Annotated in this window: 15 protein-coding genes and 1 tRNA gene; 11 read left to right on the top strand and 5 right to left on the bottom strand. The window is 68.2% G+C overall.

Annotated features, from left to right (window positions below; translation table 11 throughout):
- Window positions 1-83 precede the first annotated feature (83 nt).
- Window positions 84-160: transfer RNA gene (locus tag PI246_RS06730), tRNA-Pro, on the bottom strand.
- 152 nt (window positions 161-312) lie between these two features.
- Here PI246_RS06730 and hisS point away from each other — a divergent pair.
- Window positions 313-1695, top strand: a complete 1383-nt coding sequence (gene hisS / locus PI246_RS06725; protein WP_320550526.1) for a histidine--tRNA ligase — start codon at window positions 313-315, stop codon at window positions 1693-1695.
- Window positions 1696-1718: 23 nt separating this feature from the next.
- Entirely contained in the window at window positions 1719-3608 is a 1890-nt protein-coding gene (locus tag PI246_RS06720) for an HAL/PAL/TAL family ammonia-lyase (protein ID WP_320550525.1), read from the top strand.
- On the opposite strand, the gene PI246_RS06715 is transcribed toward PI246_RS06720, so the two are convergent.
- Window positions 3605-4288: a response regulator transcription factor gene (locus tag PI246_RS06715; RefSeq protein WP_320550524.1), complete on the bottom strand. Its 684-nt coding sequence runs from the start codon at window positions 4286-4288 to the stop codon at window positions 3605-3607. The genes PI246_RS06720 and PI246_RS06715 overlap by 4 nt on opposite strands.
- Before the next feature lie 160 nt (window positions 4289-4448).
- On the opposite strand from PI246_RS06715, the gene PI246_RS06710 reads away from it, so the two are divergent.
- Genes PI246_RS06710 through hisIE form a run of 9 tightly spaced genes read left to right on the top strand, consistent with a single transcriptional unit; the run spans window position 4449 to window position 11775 of the window.
- Window positions 4449-4766 (top strand): YerC/YecD family TrpR-related protein, encoded by a 318-nt coding sequence (locus tag PI246_RS06710; RefSeq protein ID WP_320550523.1) that lies wholly within the window; start codon window positions 4449-4451, stop codon window positions 4764-4766.
- Window positions 4763-5656 carry an ATP phosphoribosyltransferase gene (gene hisG, locus PI246_RS06705; protein ID WP_320550522.1) on the top strand — a complete coding sequence of 298 codons (894 nt, stop codon included), beginning with the start codon at window positions 4763-4765 and terminating at the stop codon, window positions 5654-5656. The genes PI246_RS06710 and hisG overlap by 4 nt, the downstream gene beginning before the upstream one ends.
- Window positions 5653-6960: a histidinol dehydrogenase gene (gene hisD, locus PI246_RS06700; RefSeq protein ID WP_320550521.1), complete on the top strand. Its 1308-nt coding sequence runs from the start codon at window positions 5653-5655 to the stop codon at window positions 6958-6960. The genes hisG and hisD overlap by 4 nt, the downstream gene beginning before the upstream one ends.
- Window positions 6957-8021 (top strand): histidinol-phosphate transaminase, encoded by a 1065-nt coding sequence (gene hisC / locus PI246_RS06695; protein WP_320550520.1) that lies wholly within the window; start codon window positions 6957-6959, stop codon window positions 8019-8021. Before hisD ends, hisC begins: the two co-directional genes overlap by 4 nt.
- Window positions 8018-9082, top strand: a complete 1065-nt coding sequence (hisB, locus tag PI246_RS06690) for a bifunctional histidinol-phosphatase/imidazoleglycerol-phosphate dehydratase HisB (protein WP_320550519.1) — start codon at window positions 8018-8020, stop codon at window positions 9080-9082. Before hisC ends, hisB begins: the two co-directional genes overlap by 4 nt.
- Window positions 9079-9672 (top strand): imidazole glycerol phosphate synthase subunit HisH, encoded by a 594-nt coding sequence (gene hisH / locus PI246_RS06685; protein WP_320550518.1) that lies wholly within the window; start codon window positions 9079-9081, stop codon window positions 9670-9672. The genes hisB and hisH overlap by 4 nt, the downstream gene beginning before the upstream one ends.
- Complete coding sequence (gene hisA, locus PI246_RS06680) at window positions 9669-10412, top strand: 1-(5-phosphoribosyl)-5-[(5-phosphoribosylamino)methylideneamino]imidazole-4-carboxamide isomerase (protein ID WP_320550517.1); 744 nt, start codon at window positions 9669-9671, stop codon at window positions 10410-10412. The genes hisH and hisA overlap by 4 nt, the downstream gene beginning before the upstream one ends.
- On the top strand, window positions 10406-11176 hold the full coding sequence (gene hisF / locus PI246_RS06675; protein WP_320550516.1) for an imidazole glycerol phosphate synthase subunit HisF: 771 nt from the start codon (window positions 10406-10408) through the stop codon (window positions 11174-11176). The genes hisA and hisF overlap by 7 nt, the downstream gene beginning before the upstream one ends.
- Entirely contained in the window at window positions 11173-11775 is a 603-nt protein-coding gene (hisIE, locus tag PI246_RS06670) for a bifunctional phosphoribosyl-AMP cyclohydrolase/phosphoribosyl-ATP diphosphatase HisIE (protein WP_320550515.1), read from the top strand. The genes hisF and hisIE overlap by 4 nt, the downstream gene beginning before the upstream one ends.
- Window positions 11776-11921: 146 nt before the next feature.
- On the opposite strand, the gene arsC is transcribed toward hisIE, so the two are convergent.
- The 3 genes from arsC to scpB are packed head-to-tail and all read right to left on the bottom strand — an operon-like array spanning window position 11922 to window position 14511.
- A complete protein-coding gene (gene arsC / locus PI246_RS06665; protein ID WP_320550514.1) occupies window positions 11922-12257 on the bottom strand; it encodes an arsenate reductase (glutaredoxin) in 336 nt (111 codons plus the stop codon).
- A gap of 2 nt (window positions 12258-12259) precedes the next feature.
- Complete coding sequence (locus tag PI246_RS06660; protein WP_320550513.1) at window positions 12260-13669, bottom strand: pseudouridine synthase; 1410 nt, start codon at window positions 13667-13669, stop codon at window positions 12260-12262.
- Entirely contained in the window at window positions 13666-14511 is an 846-nt protein-coding gene (scpB, locus tag PI246_RS06655) for an SMC-Scp complex subunit ScpB (protein ID WP_320550512.1), read from the bottom strand. Before scpB ends, PI246_RS06660 begins: the two co-directional genes overlap by 4 nt.
- Window positions 14512-14545: the final 34 nt, after the last annotated feature.

Raw genomic sequence — 14545 nt, 5'->3', positions numbered from 1 at the left:
GAGGGGCGGGGCGGGGGGAGAAAGAAAAAAGGCCCCGAAACCTCGCCATCGGCGGACTTCGGAGCCTTCATTCTTCGAATGATTGGTCGGGGAGACAGGATTCGAACCTGCGACTTCTACGTCCCGAACGTAGCGCTCTACCAGGCTGAGCTACACCCCGACGGGAGCCGCGTATATTAGCCACGGCCGGTTCACTTGGCAACAGGTGTGCATGTCTTTTTTACGACGGCGCGCCGGAGGCGAGGGGTGGCATCTGCTAACCTATGGGGCTGCCGCACGGCGGCTCCGCCCAGCCTGTCCCAGAGGAATTGCATGGCACTCACCCCGGCCCGCACCATGCCCGGTGTCCTCGAGCTCCTGCCGCTCGACCAGATCGCGTTCCAGCGCATGCTCGACACGATCCGCCGCAACTACGAGCGCTTCGGCTTCCTGCCGATCGAAACCCCGGTCATCGAGCACAGCGACGTGCTGCTGACCAAGACCGGTGGCGAGACCGAGCGCCAGGTCTACTTCGTGCAGTCCACGGGCGCGCTGGGTGCGGCGGAGAAGGGCGACGTGCCCGAATTGGCGCTGCGCTTCGACCTTACCGTGCCGCTGGCCCGCTACGTGGCCGAGCACGAGCACGACCTGAGCTTCCCTTTCCGTCGCTACCAGATGCAGCGCGTCTACCGCGGCGAGCGCGCCCAGCGTGGACGCTTCCGTGAGTTCTACCAGTGCGACATCGACGTGATCGGCAAGGATTCCCTGTCGGTGCGTTACGACGCCGAGATTCCGGCGGTCATCTACAGCGTGTTCCGCGAGCTCGACATCGGCGCGTTCACCATCCAGCTCAACAACCGGAAGCTGATGCGCGGCTTCTTCGAAAGCCTGGGCGTCGCCGACGCCGAGCAGCAGATGCTCGTGTTGCGCGAGGTCGACAAGCTCGACAAGCGTGGCCCCGACTACGTGCGCGATACGCTCACGGGCGACGCGTTCGGGTTGTCCGCCGAGGTGGCGGCGACCATCCTGGACGTCGTGCAAGTGCGCTCGACCTCGGTGGACGATGCGTTCGCGAAGCTCGACGCGCTCGGCGACGGTTCGCAGACGATGGCGCAGGGGCGTGCCGAACTGAAGGAGGTGCTCTCCCTCATCCGCGACTTCGGCGTGCCGGAGACGCATTTCGCGCTCAATCTCTCCATCGCCCGTGGCCTGGATTACTACACGGGCACGGTCTACGAGACCACGCTCAACGACCATCCCGGCATCGGCTCGATCTGCTCGGGCGGCCGCTATGAGAACCTCGCCGGTCAGTACACCCGCTCGCACCTTCCGGGCGTGGGCATCTCCATCGGCCTGACCCGTCTCTACTGGCAGCTGCGCGACGCCGGCCTGGTGTCCACGGCGCAGAGCTCGGTCGACGTGCTCGTGACGCAGATGGACCCGACCTTGCTGCCGCAGTACATCGCGGTGGCGACCGAACTGCGCAACGCCGGCATCGCCACCGAGGTGGTGATGGAGAGCGGCAAGCTGGGCAAGCAATTCAAGTACGCCGACCGCGCAGGCATTCGTTTCGCGATCGTCATCGGCGAGGACGAGATCGCCAAGGGCGTCGTCACGGTGAAGGATCTGCGTCGCGAAGACCAGTTCGAAGTGACCCGCGCCGAACTCGTCAAGACGCTCCGCGTCGAACTGGCCCAGGCCGAAGTCGGCCGTTAACCCTCACTTTCTCGCAGCCTGCCATGACCCAAAGCATCCTTCTCGACGGGCGCAGCCTCACGCGCGCCCAGGTCGCCGCCATCGCTCGCCAGGACGCCACCATCCGCCTGGACGATACACAGTTGCTCAAGGTCAAGCGGGCCGCGGATTTCCTCGCGGAAAAAGTGGGCGGCGGCGAGCCCATCTACGGCGTGACCACGGGTTTTGGCAGCAATGCCGACAAACTGCTCGGCGCGCATCGCGTTCGCGACGAACTGCCGGGCGGTAATCCCGAGCCGCGTGAAGGCACGTTGCTCGAGGAGCTGCAGCACAATCTCATCATTACCCACGCCGTGTGCGTGGGTAAGCCGTTCGGTCGGGACGTGGTGCGGGCCATGCTCGCCATCCGCGTCAACACGCTCATGCGTGGTCATTCGGGCATTCGCGTCGAGACGCTGCGGGCGCTCGCCGAACTGCTCAATCGCGACGTCATTCCGGTGATTCCCGAGAAGGGTTCCGTCGGCGCGAGCGGCGACCTGGCCCCCCTGTCGCATCTGGCGATCGTGCTGCTCGGCGGTGGCGAAGCCTTTTATCGGGGGGAGCGCCTTCCCGGCGCGGAGGCCCTCAAGCGCGCGGGACTCGAGCCCGTGCGTCTCTCGTTCAAGGAGGGTCTTGCCCTCAACAACGGCACCACGCAGATGCTCGCCACCGGCGTACTCGCGCTGGATACGATGGACACCTTGATCCGCACGGCCGACCTGGCCGCCGCGATGACGCTCGATGCGTTCGCGGGCCGCACCGGCGCCTACGCCGAAGAAGTGCACGGCCTGCGTCCGCATCCGGGCCAGGTCGACGCAGCGCGGCAGATCCGCGGGCTGCTCGAAGGCTCCACGCTGGCCGACATCGCCTATCACCTCGTGCCGCGTTTCCGCCCGTGGTTGTCCGACTCGTGGAGCGAGCCGGCCGACCAGGCACATCGGTTCGACATCGGTTGGGACTGGGTGCCCGCCACGCAGCGCCATGGCAAGGAGGCGTTCTACGCGCGTTTCCTGCCGTTCAAGGGGGGCAAGAAGCATCAGCCCCAGGATGCCTACTGCCTGCGCTGCGCGCCGCAGGTGCACGGTGCCGTCCGCGATGCCTGGGAGCAGGCCTGCCGCGTGTTCGACATCGAACTCAACGCCGTCACCGACAATCCGCTGGTGTTCCCGGATGCCGAGAACGCCGAAGTCATCGAAGACCAGGTCATCTCGGCGGGTCATTTCCATGGCATGCCGCTGGCCCTGGCGATGAGCTACGTCAAGGCCGCGATCCCGGTACTCGCGTCGATTTCGGAGCGCCGCACGGCCAAGCTGGTCGACCCCGCGAACAACGATGGCCTGCCGGCCTTCCTTATTGGCAACGAAGACGCGACCGACTCCGGTTTCATGATCGTGCAGTACACGGCCGCGGCGTTGGTGAACGATCTCGCCACGCGCGCCCATCCGGCGTCGGTGTACTCGGTGCCGACCAGCGCCAACGCCGAAGACCACGTGTCCATGGGAGCCAACGAGGCCCGTCACGTGCTGGAGATGACCGAAGACCTCGGTCACGTGCTGGCGATGGAGCTTTACACCGCGGCCCAGGCCCTGGAATACCGCCAGGACATGCTCAATGCGGCACGTACGCTGGCCCTTCGGGGGGATTGGCAGGCCTTGGCGTCGAAGATCGCTGGCGCGCCGCGCAGCGATTCGCCGCACTACGCCCGTTTCGAAACCGAGGTGAAGGCGCTGATGGCCGCGCTTGCCCGTGCCGACGACTTCCACGGCGGCCACGCGGTGCGTAAGGCGTTGGCGACATTGCGCGAGCACGTGGCATTCATGCAGCGCGATCGCGCCATGGACGGCGACGTGCGTCGCGTCTGCGAGCTGGTGGCGTCGGGGAATCTCGTCGCCTAGGCGCACGCCGTGCGCCCCGGCGGGCTTGCCGCGACGGCGTCCGCCGAGCCCGCGTCGGCATGAAGGCCCGCGAGATAACGATAGAACTGGGCGTCGTTGGCGAGGCCCAGTTTCGCCATCGCCGAGCGCTTCTGCCGGCTGATCGTCTTGATGCTGCGCCCCATGGTGTGGGCGATGGCGTCGAGCCCATGGCCCTGGGCGTAGGCACCAAGGACGTCGCGTTCCCGTGGCGTCAGCCCACTGCCGAGGCCCCGGCCAGGGGGTGAGGCCGGGGTCGGATGGCGGGACGCGGGGCTCAGGTAGTCCCGTCCGATCATCGCCGCGTGCACAGCCATTGGCAGGTGCTTCAGGTCACTGCGTTTATCGAACACGGCCACCACGCCCAGGTTGCGCAGCGCGCGCAGGACCGCCGGCTGGGCGAGGGCGGTCAGCACCACGATGCGCACCGGGGGGTGCTGCCGCCGGATGCGCCGGATCATCGGCATGCCGTCAGGCACCAGGCCGGATGGCAACGAAAGCTCGGTGACCAGCAGATCGCAGGCGGTATCGCGCAGGTGGGCGAAGAGGGTGTCGGTGTCGTGTGCCGCACCGACCACGCGGTGGCGGTGGGACCGCAGCACGGCTTTCACGCCGGCGGCGACGAGCGGCTGGCCGTCGGCCACCAGGACGGTACGGAACATGCCGGACGGCCTCCTTGGCCTTGGGAAAAAACAACGGCCTGCATCTTCGCCGTGGCTGACCGCCGGGTATATGGAAGGAAGGCGCGATCGGCCGCCCATGCTTGCCATGGAAAACAGCGGGCTGTTACGATGGGTTATCGTATTAACGCGTTAACACACTATGAAGCGTCGATCGCCCGATGCCCAGACACCCGACAACGCCGCGGAAGCCAGTCTCTGCGAGGCCCTGCTGGCCCTTTCGTCGGTCGAGGAGATGCGTGCGTTCCTGCACGACCTCTGCACCCCGGCCGAAATCGAGGTGATGGTCGATCGCTGGCGCGTGGTGCCCTTCCTGCTGGAGGGGCGCTCCTACCGCGAGATCCACGAGCGCACCGCCGTAAGCATCACGACCATCGGGCGCGTCGCCCGTTACCTCAATCAGGGCAACGGTGGCTACATGGCCGCCGCCGCCCGTCGCAACGTCGAAGGTGCCGTATGAAATCGCGTGATCGCCTGCGCATCGCCATGCAGAAGTCCGGCCGGCTCACCGAGCCGGCGCAGGAGCTCCTGGCCCGCTGCGGGCTCAAGTTTCGACAAAGCCGCGACAAGCTGTTCTGCTTCGGCGAAGGCGAGCCGGTGGACCTCCTGTTGGTGCGCGACGACGACATCCCCGGCCTCATTGCCGAAGGCGTCTGCGACCTCGGCATCGTCGGCCGCAACGTCCTGCGCGAGTTCCAGCTGTCCCAGCCCGAACCGGGGGAGGGGTTGGCCGAACTTCGTTCCCTCGGTTTCGGCCGTTGCCGCCTGTCCATCGCGGTGCCGCAGGAGGACGGCTACGACGGCCCGGCCCAGCTCGATGGGCGGGCGATCGCCACCTCCTACCCGGGGCTGCTTGGCGAATGGCTGCGTAGCCATGGCGTCGCGGCGCGGGTGGTCTACCTGGCCGGTTCGGTGGAGATCGCCCCGCGCCTGGGCACCGCCGATGCCATCTGCGACCTCGTTTCCAGCGGTGCCACCCTGGTAGCGAACCAGCTGCGCGAAGCGGCCGTGGTCATCGAAAGCGAAGCCGTGCTGGCCGGTCGTCGCGACCTGCCGGCGGACGAGCGCGGCGAAATCGCCGAGTTGCTGCTGCGTCGCCTCGATGGCGTGATCCAGGTGCGCGACTCGCGGCTGATCCTGTTGCAGGCACCGCGCAACGCGCTCGACGACATCACCCGCCTTCTGCCGGGTATGCCTGTGCCCACCCTGACCGCGGTCGACGGCGCACCGGACCAGGTGGTGGTGCAGGCGCTGTGTGCGGGCTCGGTGAGCTGGCGCCAACTCGAAGACATGAAACGTGCCGGGGCCCGCGACATGCTGGTGCTGCCGGTGGAGAAGATGCTGGCATGAAACGGATCGACTGGAACGGCCTCGACGAGGCGGGTCGTGCGGCGGCGTTGGCGCGTCCCGCGCAATCGCGCGCGACCGAGTTACGCGACGGGGTCGAGGCGATCGTCGCCGACGTCCGCCGGCGCGGTGATGGCGCCCTGCGCGAACTCACGCAGCGCTACGACGGCATCATCCTCGATACGCTGCAGGTCGGCGACGAGGAGTTTGCCGCTGCCGAAGCCCGGCTGACGTGCGAACTGAAAACCGCGATCCGGGATGCCGCCGACCGCATCGAGCGTTTCCATCGGGCGTCGGCGCCGGTGGCGGTGTCCGTGGAAACCGCACCCGGCGTGCGCGTGGAGCGCGTGCTGCGGCCGATCCGGCGTGTGGGCCTCTACGTCCCGGCGGGTGGAGCGCCGCTGCCGTCGACGGCGATCATGCTCGGCGTGCCGGCCACCATCGCCGGATGCCGCGACGTGGTGCTCTGCACGCCCGTGCAGGCCGACGGCCGCTGCGACGACGCGGTGCTCTACGCGGCGAAGGTGACCGGTGTACACCGCGTGTTCAAGCTGGGTGGCGCGCAGGCGATCGCCGCCATGGCCTACGGCACGGATACCGTGCCTCGCTGCGACAAACTCTTCGGCCCGGGCAACGCGTGGGTCACCGAAGCCAAGCTGCAGGTGGCCGGCGACCCGGCGGGCGCGGCCATCGACATGCCGGCCGGGCCGTCCGAAGTGCTCGTCATCGCCGACGAGGAGGCGGACGCTCGGTTTGTCGCCGCCGACCTCCTGTCTCAGGCCGAACATGGCCCCGACTCACAGGTGTTGCTGGTCAGTCCGTCGCATGCCCTGCTCGAACGCGTGGGCGACGAAGTGGAAAGGCAACGGCGGGCATTGCCGCGTGCCGACATCGCCGCCGCGGCACTGGGCGAGAGTCGCCTCGTGCACGTGCGCGATCTCGACCAGGCGCTGGATGTGAGCAACCGCTACGCGCCCGAGCATCTGATTGTCCAAACCCATGATCCGCGCGCTCTGCTGGAGGGCATCGAATCCGCCGGTTCCGTGTTTCTTGGCCCGTGGACGCCCGAGTCGCTCGGCGATTACTGCAGCGGGAGCAACCACGTGTTGCCCACGTATGGCTATGCGCGCAGCTACAGCGGCGTATCGGTGGCGAGTTTCCAGAAGCAGGTGACCGTGCAGGAGGCCTCCGCCGAAGGCCTTCGGCACATCGGGCCCTGTGCCGCGACGCTTGCCGCCGCCGAACAGCTCGACGCGCACCGCCGCGCCGTGACGCTCCGTCTTGCCGCCATGGATGCCATCGCATGACCGTGCTCGATCTCGCCCGGGCGGACATCCGCGCCCTCGTTCCGTACTCCAGTGCCCGCATGGAGGCGTCGGGCGGCACCGTGCTGCTCAATGCCAACGAATCGTCGCGGCCACCGAACGTGCCGGGCGGGGAAGGTCTCAACCGCTATCCGGATCCTCAGCCGCGTGCCTTGGTGAATGGCCTGGCCGAGCTCTATGGCAGCGACCCGTCAAGGCTGCTCGTCACCCGCGGTAGCGATGAAGCCATCGACCTGCTTGTGCGCGCGTTCTGTCGCGCGGGCCAGGACGCGATACTCATCTCACCGCCCACCTTCGGCATGTATGCCGTGTGCGCGCGCATCCAGGGCGCGCAGGTGCTGGAATGTCCCTTGGGCGACGCGGGCACACTCGACCCGGCGCGCCTCTTGGCAGCGGTGACGCCGCACACACGGCTGGTGTTCGTCTGTGCGCCCAACAACCCGACCGGCAACCGGGTGGACATCGACACCCTGCGCTATCTCGCGACGGCCCTGGCCGATCGCGCCGTGCTGGTGGTGGACGAAGCGTATGCGGAGTTCAGCGGCGTCGAAAGCGCGGTGACGCTGGTCGACGAGGTCGACAACGTCGCCGTGCTGCGCACCCTCTCCAAGGCTTGGTCGCTCGCGGGTGCACGCATCGGTACCGTGATCGCCCGCGACGAGGTCATCGACCTGTTGCGCCGTATCATCCCCCCTTACCCGCTGCCGTCGCCGTGCGTCGATGCGGCCCTGGGTGCGCTGTCGGAGGAGGGGCGCCGCCTGCAGCGCCACCACCTGCAAGAGATCCTCACTGAGCGCGCACGGATGACGGTCGAGCTGGCGAACCTGCCCGGCGTGCGCGAGGTATTGCCGTCGCACGCCAATTTCCTTGCCGTGCGCTTCGACGACGCGTCGACCACCTACCGGCGCCTTTATGCCGCCGGCATCGTGGTGCGTGACATCACGAAGTATCCGGGCCTGGGCGATGCGCTGCGCATCACCGTGGGCACGGGTAACGAAAACGATCGCGTGCTCGCCGTGCTGCGTGCGGGAGCATCCGCATGAGCCGCAAGATTCTCTTCCTCGACCGGGACGGCTGCATCATCGAGGAACCGGCCGACGAACAGATCGACAGCCTCGACAAGCTGGCGCTGCTGCCCGGTGTCATTGCCGCGTTGCAACGTTGCGTGTCCGCCGGCTACGAGCTGGTGATGGTGACCAACCAGGATGGCCTTGGTACACCGTCGTTTCCGCAGGCCGCGTTCGACGGCCCTCACCAGTTCCTGCTGCGCCTGCTCGCGTCGCAAGGCATCGCGTTCCGCGAGCAGCTGATCGATCGCAGTTTTCCCCACGATAACCTCGACACCCGCAAGCCGGGCACGGGGCTGGCGCGGCACTGGCTGGCCGACGATGGCTGGAGCCGGGCGCAGTCGGCGATGGTGGGCGACCGCGAGACCGACCTCCTGTTCGCCGCCAACATGGGCGTGCGCGGGTTCCGGGTGGGGCCGCGGGGCATGACGTGGGACGAGATCGCCCACGCGCTGATCGATGCGCCGCGCACGGCGGACGTGGTGCGGCGGACAAAAGAGACCTCGATCCACGTCACCGTGGACCTGGATCGCGTCGCCGAGCCGCGCATCCATACCGGCCTCGGTTTTTTCGACCACATGCTCGAACAGATCGGAAAGCACGGCGGCTTCTCGCTCGCGCTGACCTGCGAAGGCGACACGCATATCGACGAACACCACACCATCGAAGACTCGGCACTGGCCCTCGGTCAGGCACTGCGCCAGGCGCTGGGGGACAAGCGAGGCATCGGTCGCTATGGCTTTGCCCTGCCGATGGACGAGAGCGCCGCCCGTGCCGAGCTGGATCTCTCCGGGCGGCCTTACTTCGTCTTCGAGGGCGCGTTTCCCCGCGAGAGGGTCGGTGACATGCCGACCGAACTCGTGCCGCACTTCTTTCGCTCGCTCTGCGAGACGCTCGGCGCCAACCTGCACCTCACCGTCTACGGCGAAAACGCCCACCACATGGTGGAGGGTTGCTTCAAGGCGCTTGCGCGCACCTTGCGCCAGGCCATCCGGCGCGAAGGCGCCGATCTGCCCAGCACGAAGGGGAGCCTGTGAAGCGGGTCGTGCTCGTCGACGCGGGCGGCACCAACATCGGTTCGGTCCGCTACGCCCTGCAACGCCTCGGCACCGATGCGGAGCTGACGGCCGATGCCGCGCGCATCCGGTCGGCCAGTCATGTCATTCTCCCGGGCGTCGGGGCGGCGGCGCCGGGCATGCGCCGGCTGAGGGACGCCGGACTCATCGACGTGTTACGCCAGCTTTCGCAGCCCGTGCTCGGCGTCTGCCTGGGCATGCAGTTGCTCTGCGACCACTCGGATGAAGGCGATACGGAGTGCCTAGGGGTGATCCCCGCGACGGTGCATCGCTTCGAGGACCGCCCCGGCCGGCGCGTGCCGCACATGGGCTGGAACCACATACGGCGCGACTCGGCCCACGCGCTCACGGAAGGGCTCGGCGACGACGATACCGCCTACTTCGTGCATAGCTATGCGGTGCCCGTGGGTGCTTATACCCTGGCATCGACCGAGCACGGCGGGCTGTTTTCCGCCGTCATCGCCGCCGATAACTTCATGGGCATGCAGTTCCACCCCGAGCGTTCGGCGGGCGTGGGCGCTAGGCTTCTGCGGAATTTTCTCTCGCTATGACTTTACCGATTCCCGCCATCGACCTGCGCGACGGCAACGTGGTGCGTCTGTTCAAAGGCGATTACACCCGACAGACCACGTTCGATGTGGCGCCGCTCGATCTCGCGACACGTTACGCGCGGGAGGGTGCCACCTGGCTGCACGTGGTCGACCTCGACGGCGCACGTTCGGGACGCTTCGAGAACCTGCCGGTCGTGACCCGCCTGGTCGCCGCCGGGGCGCTCGACGTACAGGCCGGCGGCGGTGTCCGTGACGAAGAGGGCGTCCGCCGCCTCCTCGATGCGGGCGTCGGCCGCGTGGTCGTAGGGAGCATCGCCATCCGCGAGCCGGCAACGGTGGCCGGCTGGATCGACCGCCTTGGGCCGGAGCGAATCGTGCTGGCGCTCGATACGCGCTGGCGCGACGGCGCCTGGACGTTGCCGAGCGCCGGCTGGACCGCCGACGAAGCGCGCACGCTCGATGAGTTGTTGCCGTTCTATCGCGAGGCCGGTGCACGCCACCTGCTGTGCACGGACATCGACCGCGATGGCACCATGACGGGGCCCAATCTCTCGCTCTACGAACACATCGCGCACGTCGCGCCGGGTTTCCAGGTGCAGGCGTCGGGCGGCGTGCGTTCGCTCGCCGATATCGAGGCCCTGGTGGCGCGGCGGCTTGATGGGGTGATCCTCGGTCGTGCGTTGCTGCAGGGGGAGTTCACGCTTCGCGATGCGTTACGTACCGCGGAGGTCGCATGCTGAGCCGGCGTATCGTGCCTTGCCTCGACGTGCGCGACGGGCAGGTGGTGAAAGGTGTGCGGTTCCGCGATCACGTGGTGGTGGGCGGCATCGTGGACCTCGCCTTGCGGTATCGCGACGAAGGTGCCGACGAACTGGTGTTCTACGACATCACGGCGAGCCCGGAATGTCGCCGTGTCGACCGCGACTGGGTGGAGCGGGTTGCTCGCCAGATCGATATTCCGTTCTGCGTCGCCGGTGGCATCCGCAGCGTGGACGATGCGCGCGAGGTGCTGCACGCGGGCGCGGACAAGGTGTCCATCAACTCCCCCGCGCTCGAACGGCCCGCGCTGATCGGCGAGATCGCCGACGCGTTCGGCGTGCAGTGCGTTGTGGTTGGCGTCGACAGCCTGCGCGACGAGGACGGCCAGTGGCGGGTTCGCCAGTACACCGGCGATCCGTCGAAAACGCGTGCGTTGCGCAAGCGCACGCTCGATTGGCTGGTGGAGGCACAGTCGCTGGGCGCAGGCGAGATCGTGCTCAACTGCATGGGCACCGACGGTGTGCGTCGCGGCTACGACATCGAGCAGCTGCGGGCGGCGCGCGCGTTGTGCCGCGTGCCGCTGGTGGCCTCCGGCGGCGCGGGTACGGCGGCCCATTTCACCGAGGTGTTCGAACAGGCGGATGTGGACGCCGCGCTTGCGGCGAGCGTGTTCCATTCCGGCGAGATCGCCATTCCCGCCCTGAAGCGCGAACTGCGCGCACAGGGCATCGAGGTTCGCGTATGACTGATATTTCTCCCGACTTCGCCAAGGGCGACGGCCTGGTGCCTGCGATCGTGCAGCACGCGCGCACCGGCGAAGTGTTGATGCTGGGATACATGAACGCCACGGCGTTGGAGACGACATGCCGCAGCGGTCTCGTCACGTTCTATAGCCGGAGCAAGCAGCGCCTGTGGACCAAGGGCGAAACCTCGGGCGACACGTTGTCGCTGGTGGACGTGCGCCAGGACTGCGACGCGGACACGCTGCTGGTTCGTGCGTTGCCGGCGGGGCCCACGTGTCATACCGGCACATCGAGTTGCTTCGGTGACGAGGTCGTGCCGCCGCTGGGGTTTCTCGCCGAACTGGATGCCGTCGTGGCGTCCCGCCATGCCGAGCGCCCCGAGGGGAGTTATACCACGCGGTTGTTCGACGGCGGCATCCGCCGCATGGCGCAGAAAGTGGGCGAGGAGGGCGTCGAGACTGCGCTGGCCGCGGTCGCGGAGGACGACGAGGCACTCCTCGGCGAGGCGGCGGATCTCGTTTTTCACCTGGTGGTGATGCTGCGCGCGCGCGGGCTGGGCTTCGAGCGCGTTGCGGAAAAGCTCGCCTCGCGGCACCGCTGAGGGGGGGCGAGCGCGCCGGCATTCGCCGGTTCGCCCGCAAGGCGGGCTTCTACATCATGGACGGTGGGAACCGCGTCGGCGAAACCCTCCGCATGCAAAGGAACAAATGAAGCCGCCACCGATCATGGTGCGGGGAGCCGCGCGTCTCAGAGGATCGCCAGCACCGCCTCCGGAGGCCGCCCGATGACAGCCTTGTCGCCGTGGATCACGACCGGACGTTCGATGAGCTTCGGCGTGGCGACCATCGCAGCGATCAGCTGTGTCCGGCTAGCATCCGAGGGCACATCAGCGTATGCGTCTTCACCCTTGCGCATCAGCGCGCGCGGCGCGATGCCGAGCTTCTGGAGCACGACATCGATCTCGGCAGCGGAGGGGGGATCGTTCTGGTAGTCGACGACCTGCGGCTCAAGCCCCCTCGCCCGCAGCAGTGCGAGCGTCTCGCGCGACTTCGAACAGCGCGGGTTGTGCCAGATCGTCAGCATGCTCAGAAATTGCCACCGCGATTGCCGCCGCCACCCCGGTTGCCGCCCGGACGACCGCCCCGGTTGCCGCCGCCGGCACCGCCGCCGCCCGCCGGGCCACGGCCCTTGCCACCCGAGCCACGGCTGCCGCCGGCGCGGTTGGGGCCACCCATGCGGTTGCCACCCTGGCCACCCATGGCACGATTGCCACCGCCCTGGCCGCCCTGACCGGTGCGCGGACCGCGATTGCCGCGATTGCCTGCCGTATTGCCGTTGGCGTGGCCCTGGGTGTTTCCACCGCCGGTGCGGCTGTCCCCGGCGAACCACGTACGCAGCGCCGGAAGCTCCTGGCCCGGCGCCACCGCGCGCGAGCGGCGCGGCTTGGCCGGACGTTCCGGACGGGCGACGTTGCCGTTCACCTCGCGGCCCGGCTTGCGGGGACCGCCCCGGCCGCCCTTGCCGCGCGGATTGTCGTCGCGGATGCGGTCGAACGCGGTCAGCTCGCGGGCCTCGTCGTGGCGCGCCGAGCTCCAGCCACCCGCGCCGCTCTTTTCCGGGCGGTATTCGGTGACGTGGCGCGGCGCGCGGCGCTGGTGCACCACGGCATTCAGGGTGAGCACCGGCGCGGGCGCGCCGAGGCCGGCGTGTTCGCGCAGCTCCTTGATGGCGGTTTCTTCCATCGACTCGCAGTCGCCACGGCGCAGCGCGCGCGGGAGCTCGACGTTGCCATAGCGGATGCGCTTGAGGCGGCTGACGAGGAAACCCTGCGAATCCCACAGGCGGCGCACTTCGCGGTTGCGGCCTTCGCGGATGGTGACGCGGAACCAGCTATGGCTGCCGCCACGGCTGATCACGCCGATCTCGTCGAAGCGGGCGGGGCCGTCTTCCAGCTCGACGCCGGCCTTGAGGCGCTCGATGACCTCATCGGGCACCTCGCCGTGCACGCGGCAGAGGTATTCACGCTCCAGGCCGCTCTTGGGGTGCATCAGTGCGTTGGCCAGTTCGCCGTCGGTGGTGAGCAGGAGCAGGCCCGTCGTGTTGATGTCGAGGCGGCCCACGGCCACCCAGCGCGCGCCCTTCAGGCGCGGCAGCTGTTCGAACACGGTGGGGCGACCCTCGGTGTCGTCGCGGGTGGTCACCACGCCTTCGGGCTTGTGGTAGACCAGCACTTCGGCATCGCTGCGGGTGTCGGTGGCCACGACGAACTGCTTGCCGTCGATCGCGACACGGTCGCCCGCGCGCACGCTGGCGCCGATGCTGGCGACGGTGCCATTGATTTCGACGTCGCCGTTCTGGATGCGCTGCTCGAGCATGCGCCGCGAGCCCAGGCCCGCGTTGGCCAGCACCTTGTGCAGGCGCTCTTCGAGCTGGGGAGCGTCGGCGGCGGCGCCGCCACGCTTAAGGGAGAGTACGGATCGATTGGGCGCATTCATGCGCGTGACTCCTCGGTGTTTTTCTCGGCGTCGTCGCTGTCTTCGTCGTCGGCGCGCGTGGGGTTCTCTGCCTCGTCGGCAGTGGAAGGTGCCGCGGCGACGTCATCGTCGCCGGCAGGCGGTTCGTTCGCCGGTGCGCCGTCGCCCGGAAGGGCGGACGATGCCTCGGTGGAGGGAGCGTCGGACGCGTCGACCGGGGCCGGTGCGTCGTCAGGGGAGGCGTCGCCGTCGGTGGCCTCGCCGGGATGGGGCATCGCCGCACGGGCCGCGGCGGGAACCGCGTCGCCATCGAGGCGCATCTGCGGGTTGATCTCGTCGAGGTCGCGGATGTCCGACAGCGGGGGCAGGGCATCCAGCGACTTCAGGTTGAAGTAATCGAGGAAGGTACGGGTGGTGCCGAACAGCGCGGGTTTGCCCGGGACGTCGCGGTAACCCACCACGCGGATCCATTCGCGCTCTTCCATCGTCTTGATGATGTTCGAGGACACGACCACGCCGCGTATCTGCTCGATCTCGGGCCGGGTGATCGGCTGGCGGTAGGCGATCAGGGCCAGCGTCTCCAGCAGGGCTCGGGAGTAGCGGCTTGGCTTCTCGGCCCACATCCGCGATACCCAGCCGTGCACCTCGCGACGAACCTGGTAACGCCAGCCGGAGGCGACCTCGACCAGCTCGACGCCCCGGCCTTCGCAGTCGGCCGCCAGGGCCGACAGCGCCGCGGCGATCGCCTCGCCATCGACCTCCTCATCCTCGCCGAAGAGCCCCTTCAGCTGGAGGAGGGTCATCGGCTGGGTCGATGCCAGCAGCGCCGCTTCCACGATGGGTTTGAGTTGTTCGGGTTGCATAGGCCTTCGATGTGCCGCGACGCGGCGGATGGCG

The organism is Luteibacter sahnii (genome assembly GCF_034063545.1).
GTDB classification, from domain to species: domain Bacteria; phylum Pseudomonadota; class Gammaproteobacteria; order Xanthomonadales; family Rhodanobacteraceae; genus Luteibacter; species Luteibacter sahnii.
This window is presented reverse-complemented; position numbering and strand designations above follow the sequence as displayed.

Bases quoted from the DNA above. Each gene is read 5' to 3' on its own strand.
- hisG (WP_320550522.1), top strand. From the start codon at position 4,763: ATGAAATCGCGTGATCGCCTGCGCATCGCCATGCAGAAGTCCGGCCGG.
- PI246_RS06710 (WP_320550523.1), top strand. From the start codon at position 4,449: ATGAAGCGTCGATCGCCCGATGCCCAGACACCCGACAACGCCGCGGAA.
- arsC (WP_320550514.1), bottom strand. From the start codon at position 12,257: ATGCTGACGATCTGGCACAACCCGCGCTGTTCGAAGTCGCGCGAGACG.
- hisS (WP_320550526.1), top strand. From the start codon at position 313: ATGGCACTCACCCCGGCCCGCACCATGCCCGGTGTCCTCGAGCTCCTG.
- hisF (WP_320550516.1), top strand. From the start codon at position 10,406: ATGCTGAGCCGGCGTATCGTGCCTTGCCTCGACGTGCGCGACGGGCAG.
- PI246_RS06720 (WP_320550525.1), top strand. From the start codon at position 1,719: ATGACCCAAAGCATCCTTCTCGACGGGCGCAGCCTCACGCGCGCCCAG.
- hisC (WP_320550520.1), top strand. From the start codon at position 6,957: ATGACCGTGCTCGATCTCGCCCGGGCGGACATCCGCGCCCTCGTTCCG.
- PI246_RS06660 (WP_320550513.1), bottom strand. From the start codon at position 13,669: ATGAATGCGCCCAATCGATCCGTACTCTCCCTTAAGCGTGGCGGCGCC.
- PI246_RS06715 (WP_320550524.1), bottom strand. From the start codon at position 4,288: ATGTTCCGTACCGTCCTGGTGGCCGACGGCCAGCCGCTCGTCGCCGCC.
- hisD (WP_320550521.1), top strand. From the start codon at position 5,653: ATGAAACGGATCGACTGGAACGGCCTCGACGAGGCGGGTCGTGCGGCG.
- scpB (WP_320550512.1), bottom strand. From the start codon at position 14,511: ATGCAACCCGAACAACTCAAACCCATCGTGGAAGCGGCGCTGCTGGCA.
- hisIE (WP_320550515.1), top strand. From the start codon at position 11,173: ATGACTGATATTTCTCCCGACTTCGCCAAGGGCGACGGCCTGGTGCCT.
- hisB (WP_320550519.1), top strand. From the start codon at position 8,018: ATGAGCCGCAAGATTCTCTTCCTCGACCGGGACGGCTGCATCATCGAG.
- hisA (WP_320550517.1), top strand. From the start codon at position 9,669: ATGACTTTACCGATTCCCGCCATCGACCTGCGCGACGGCAACGTGGTG.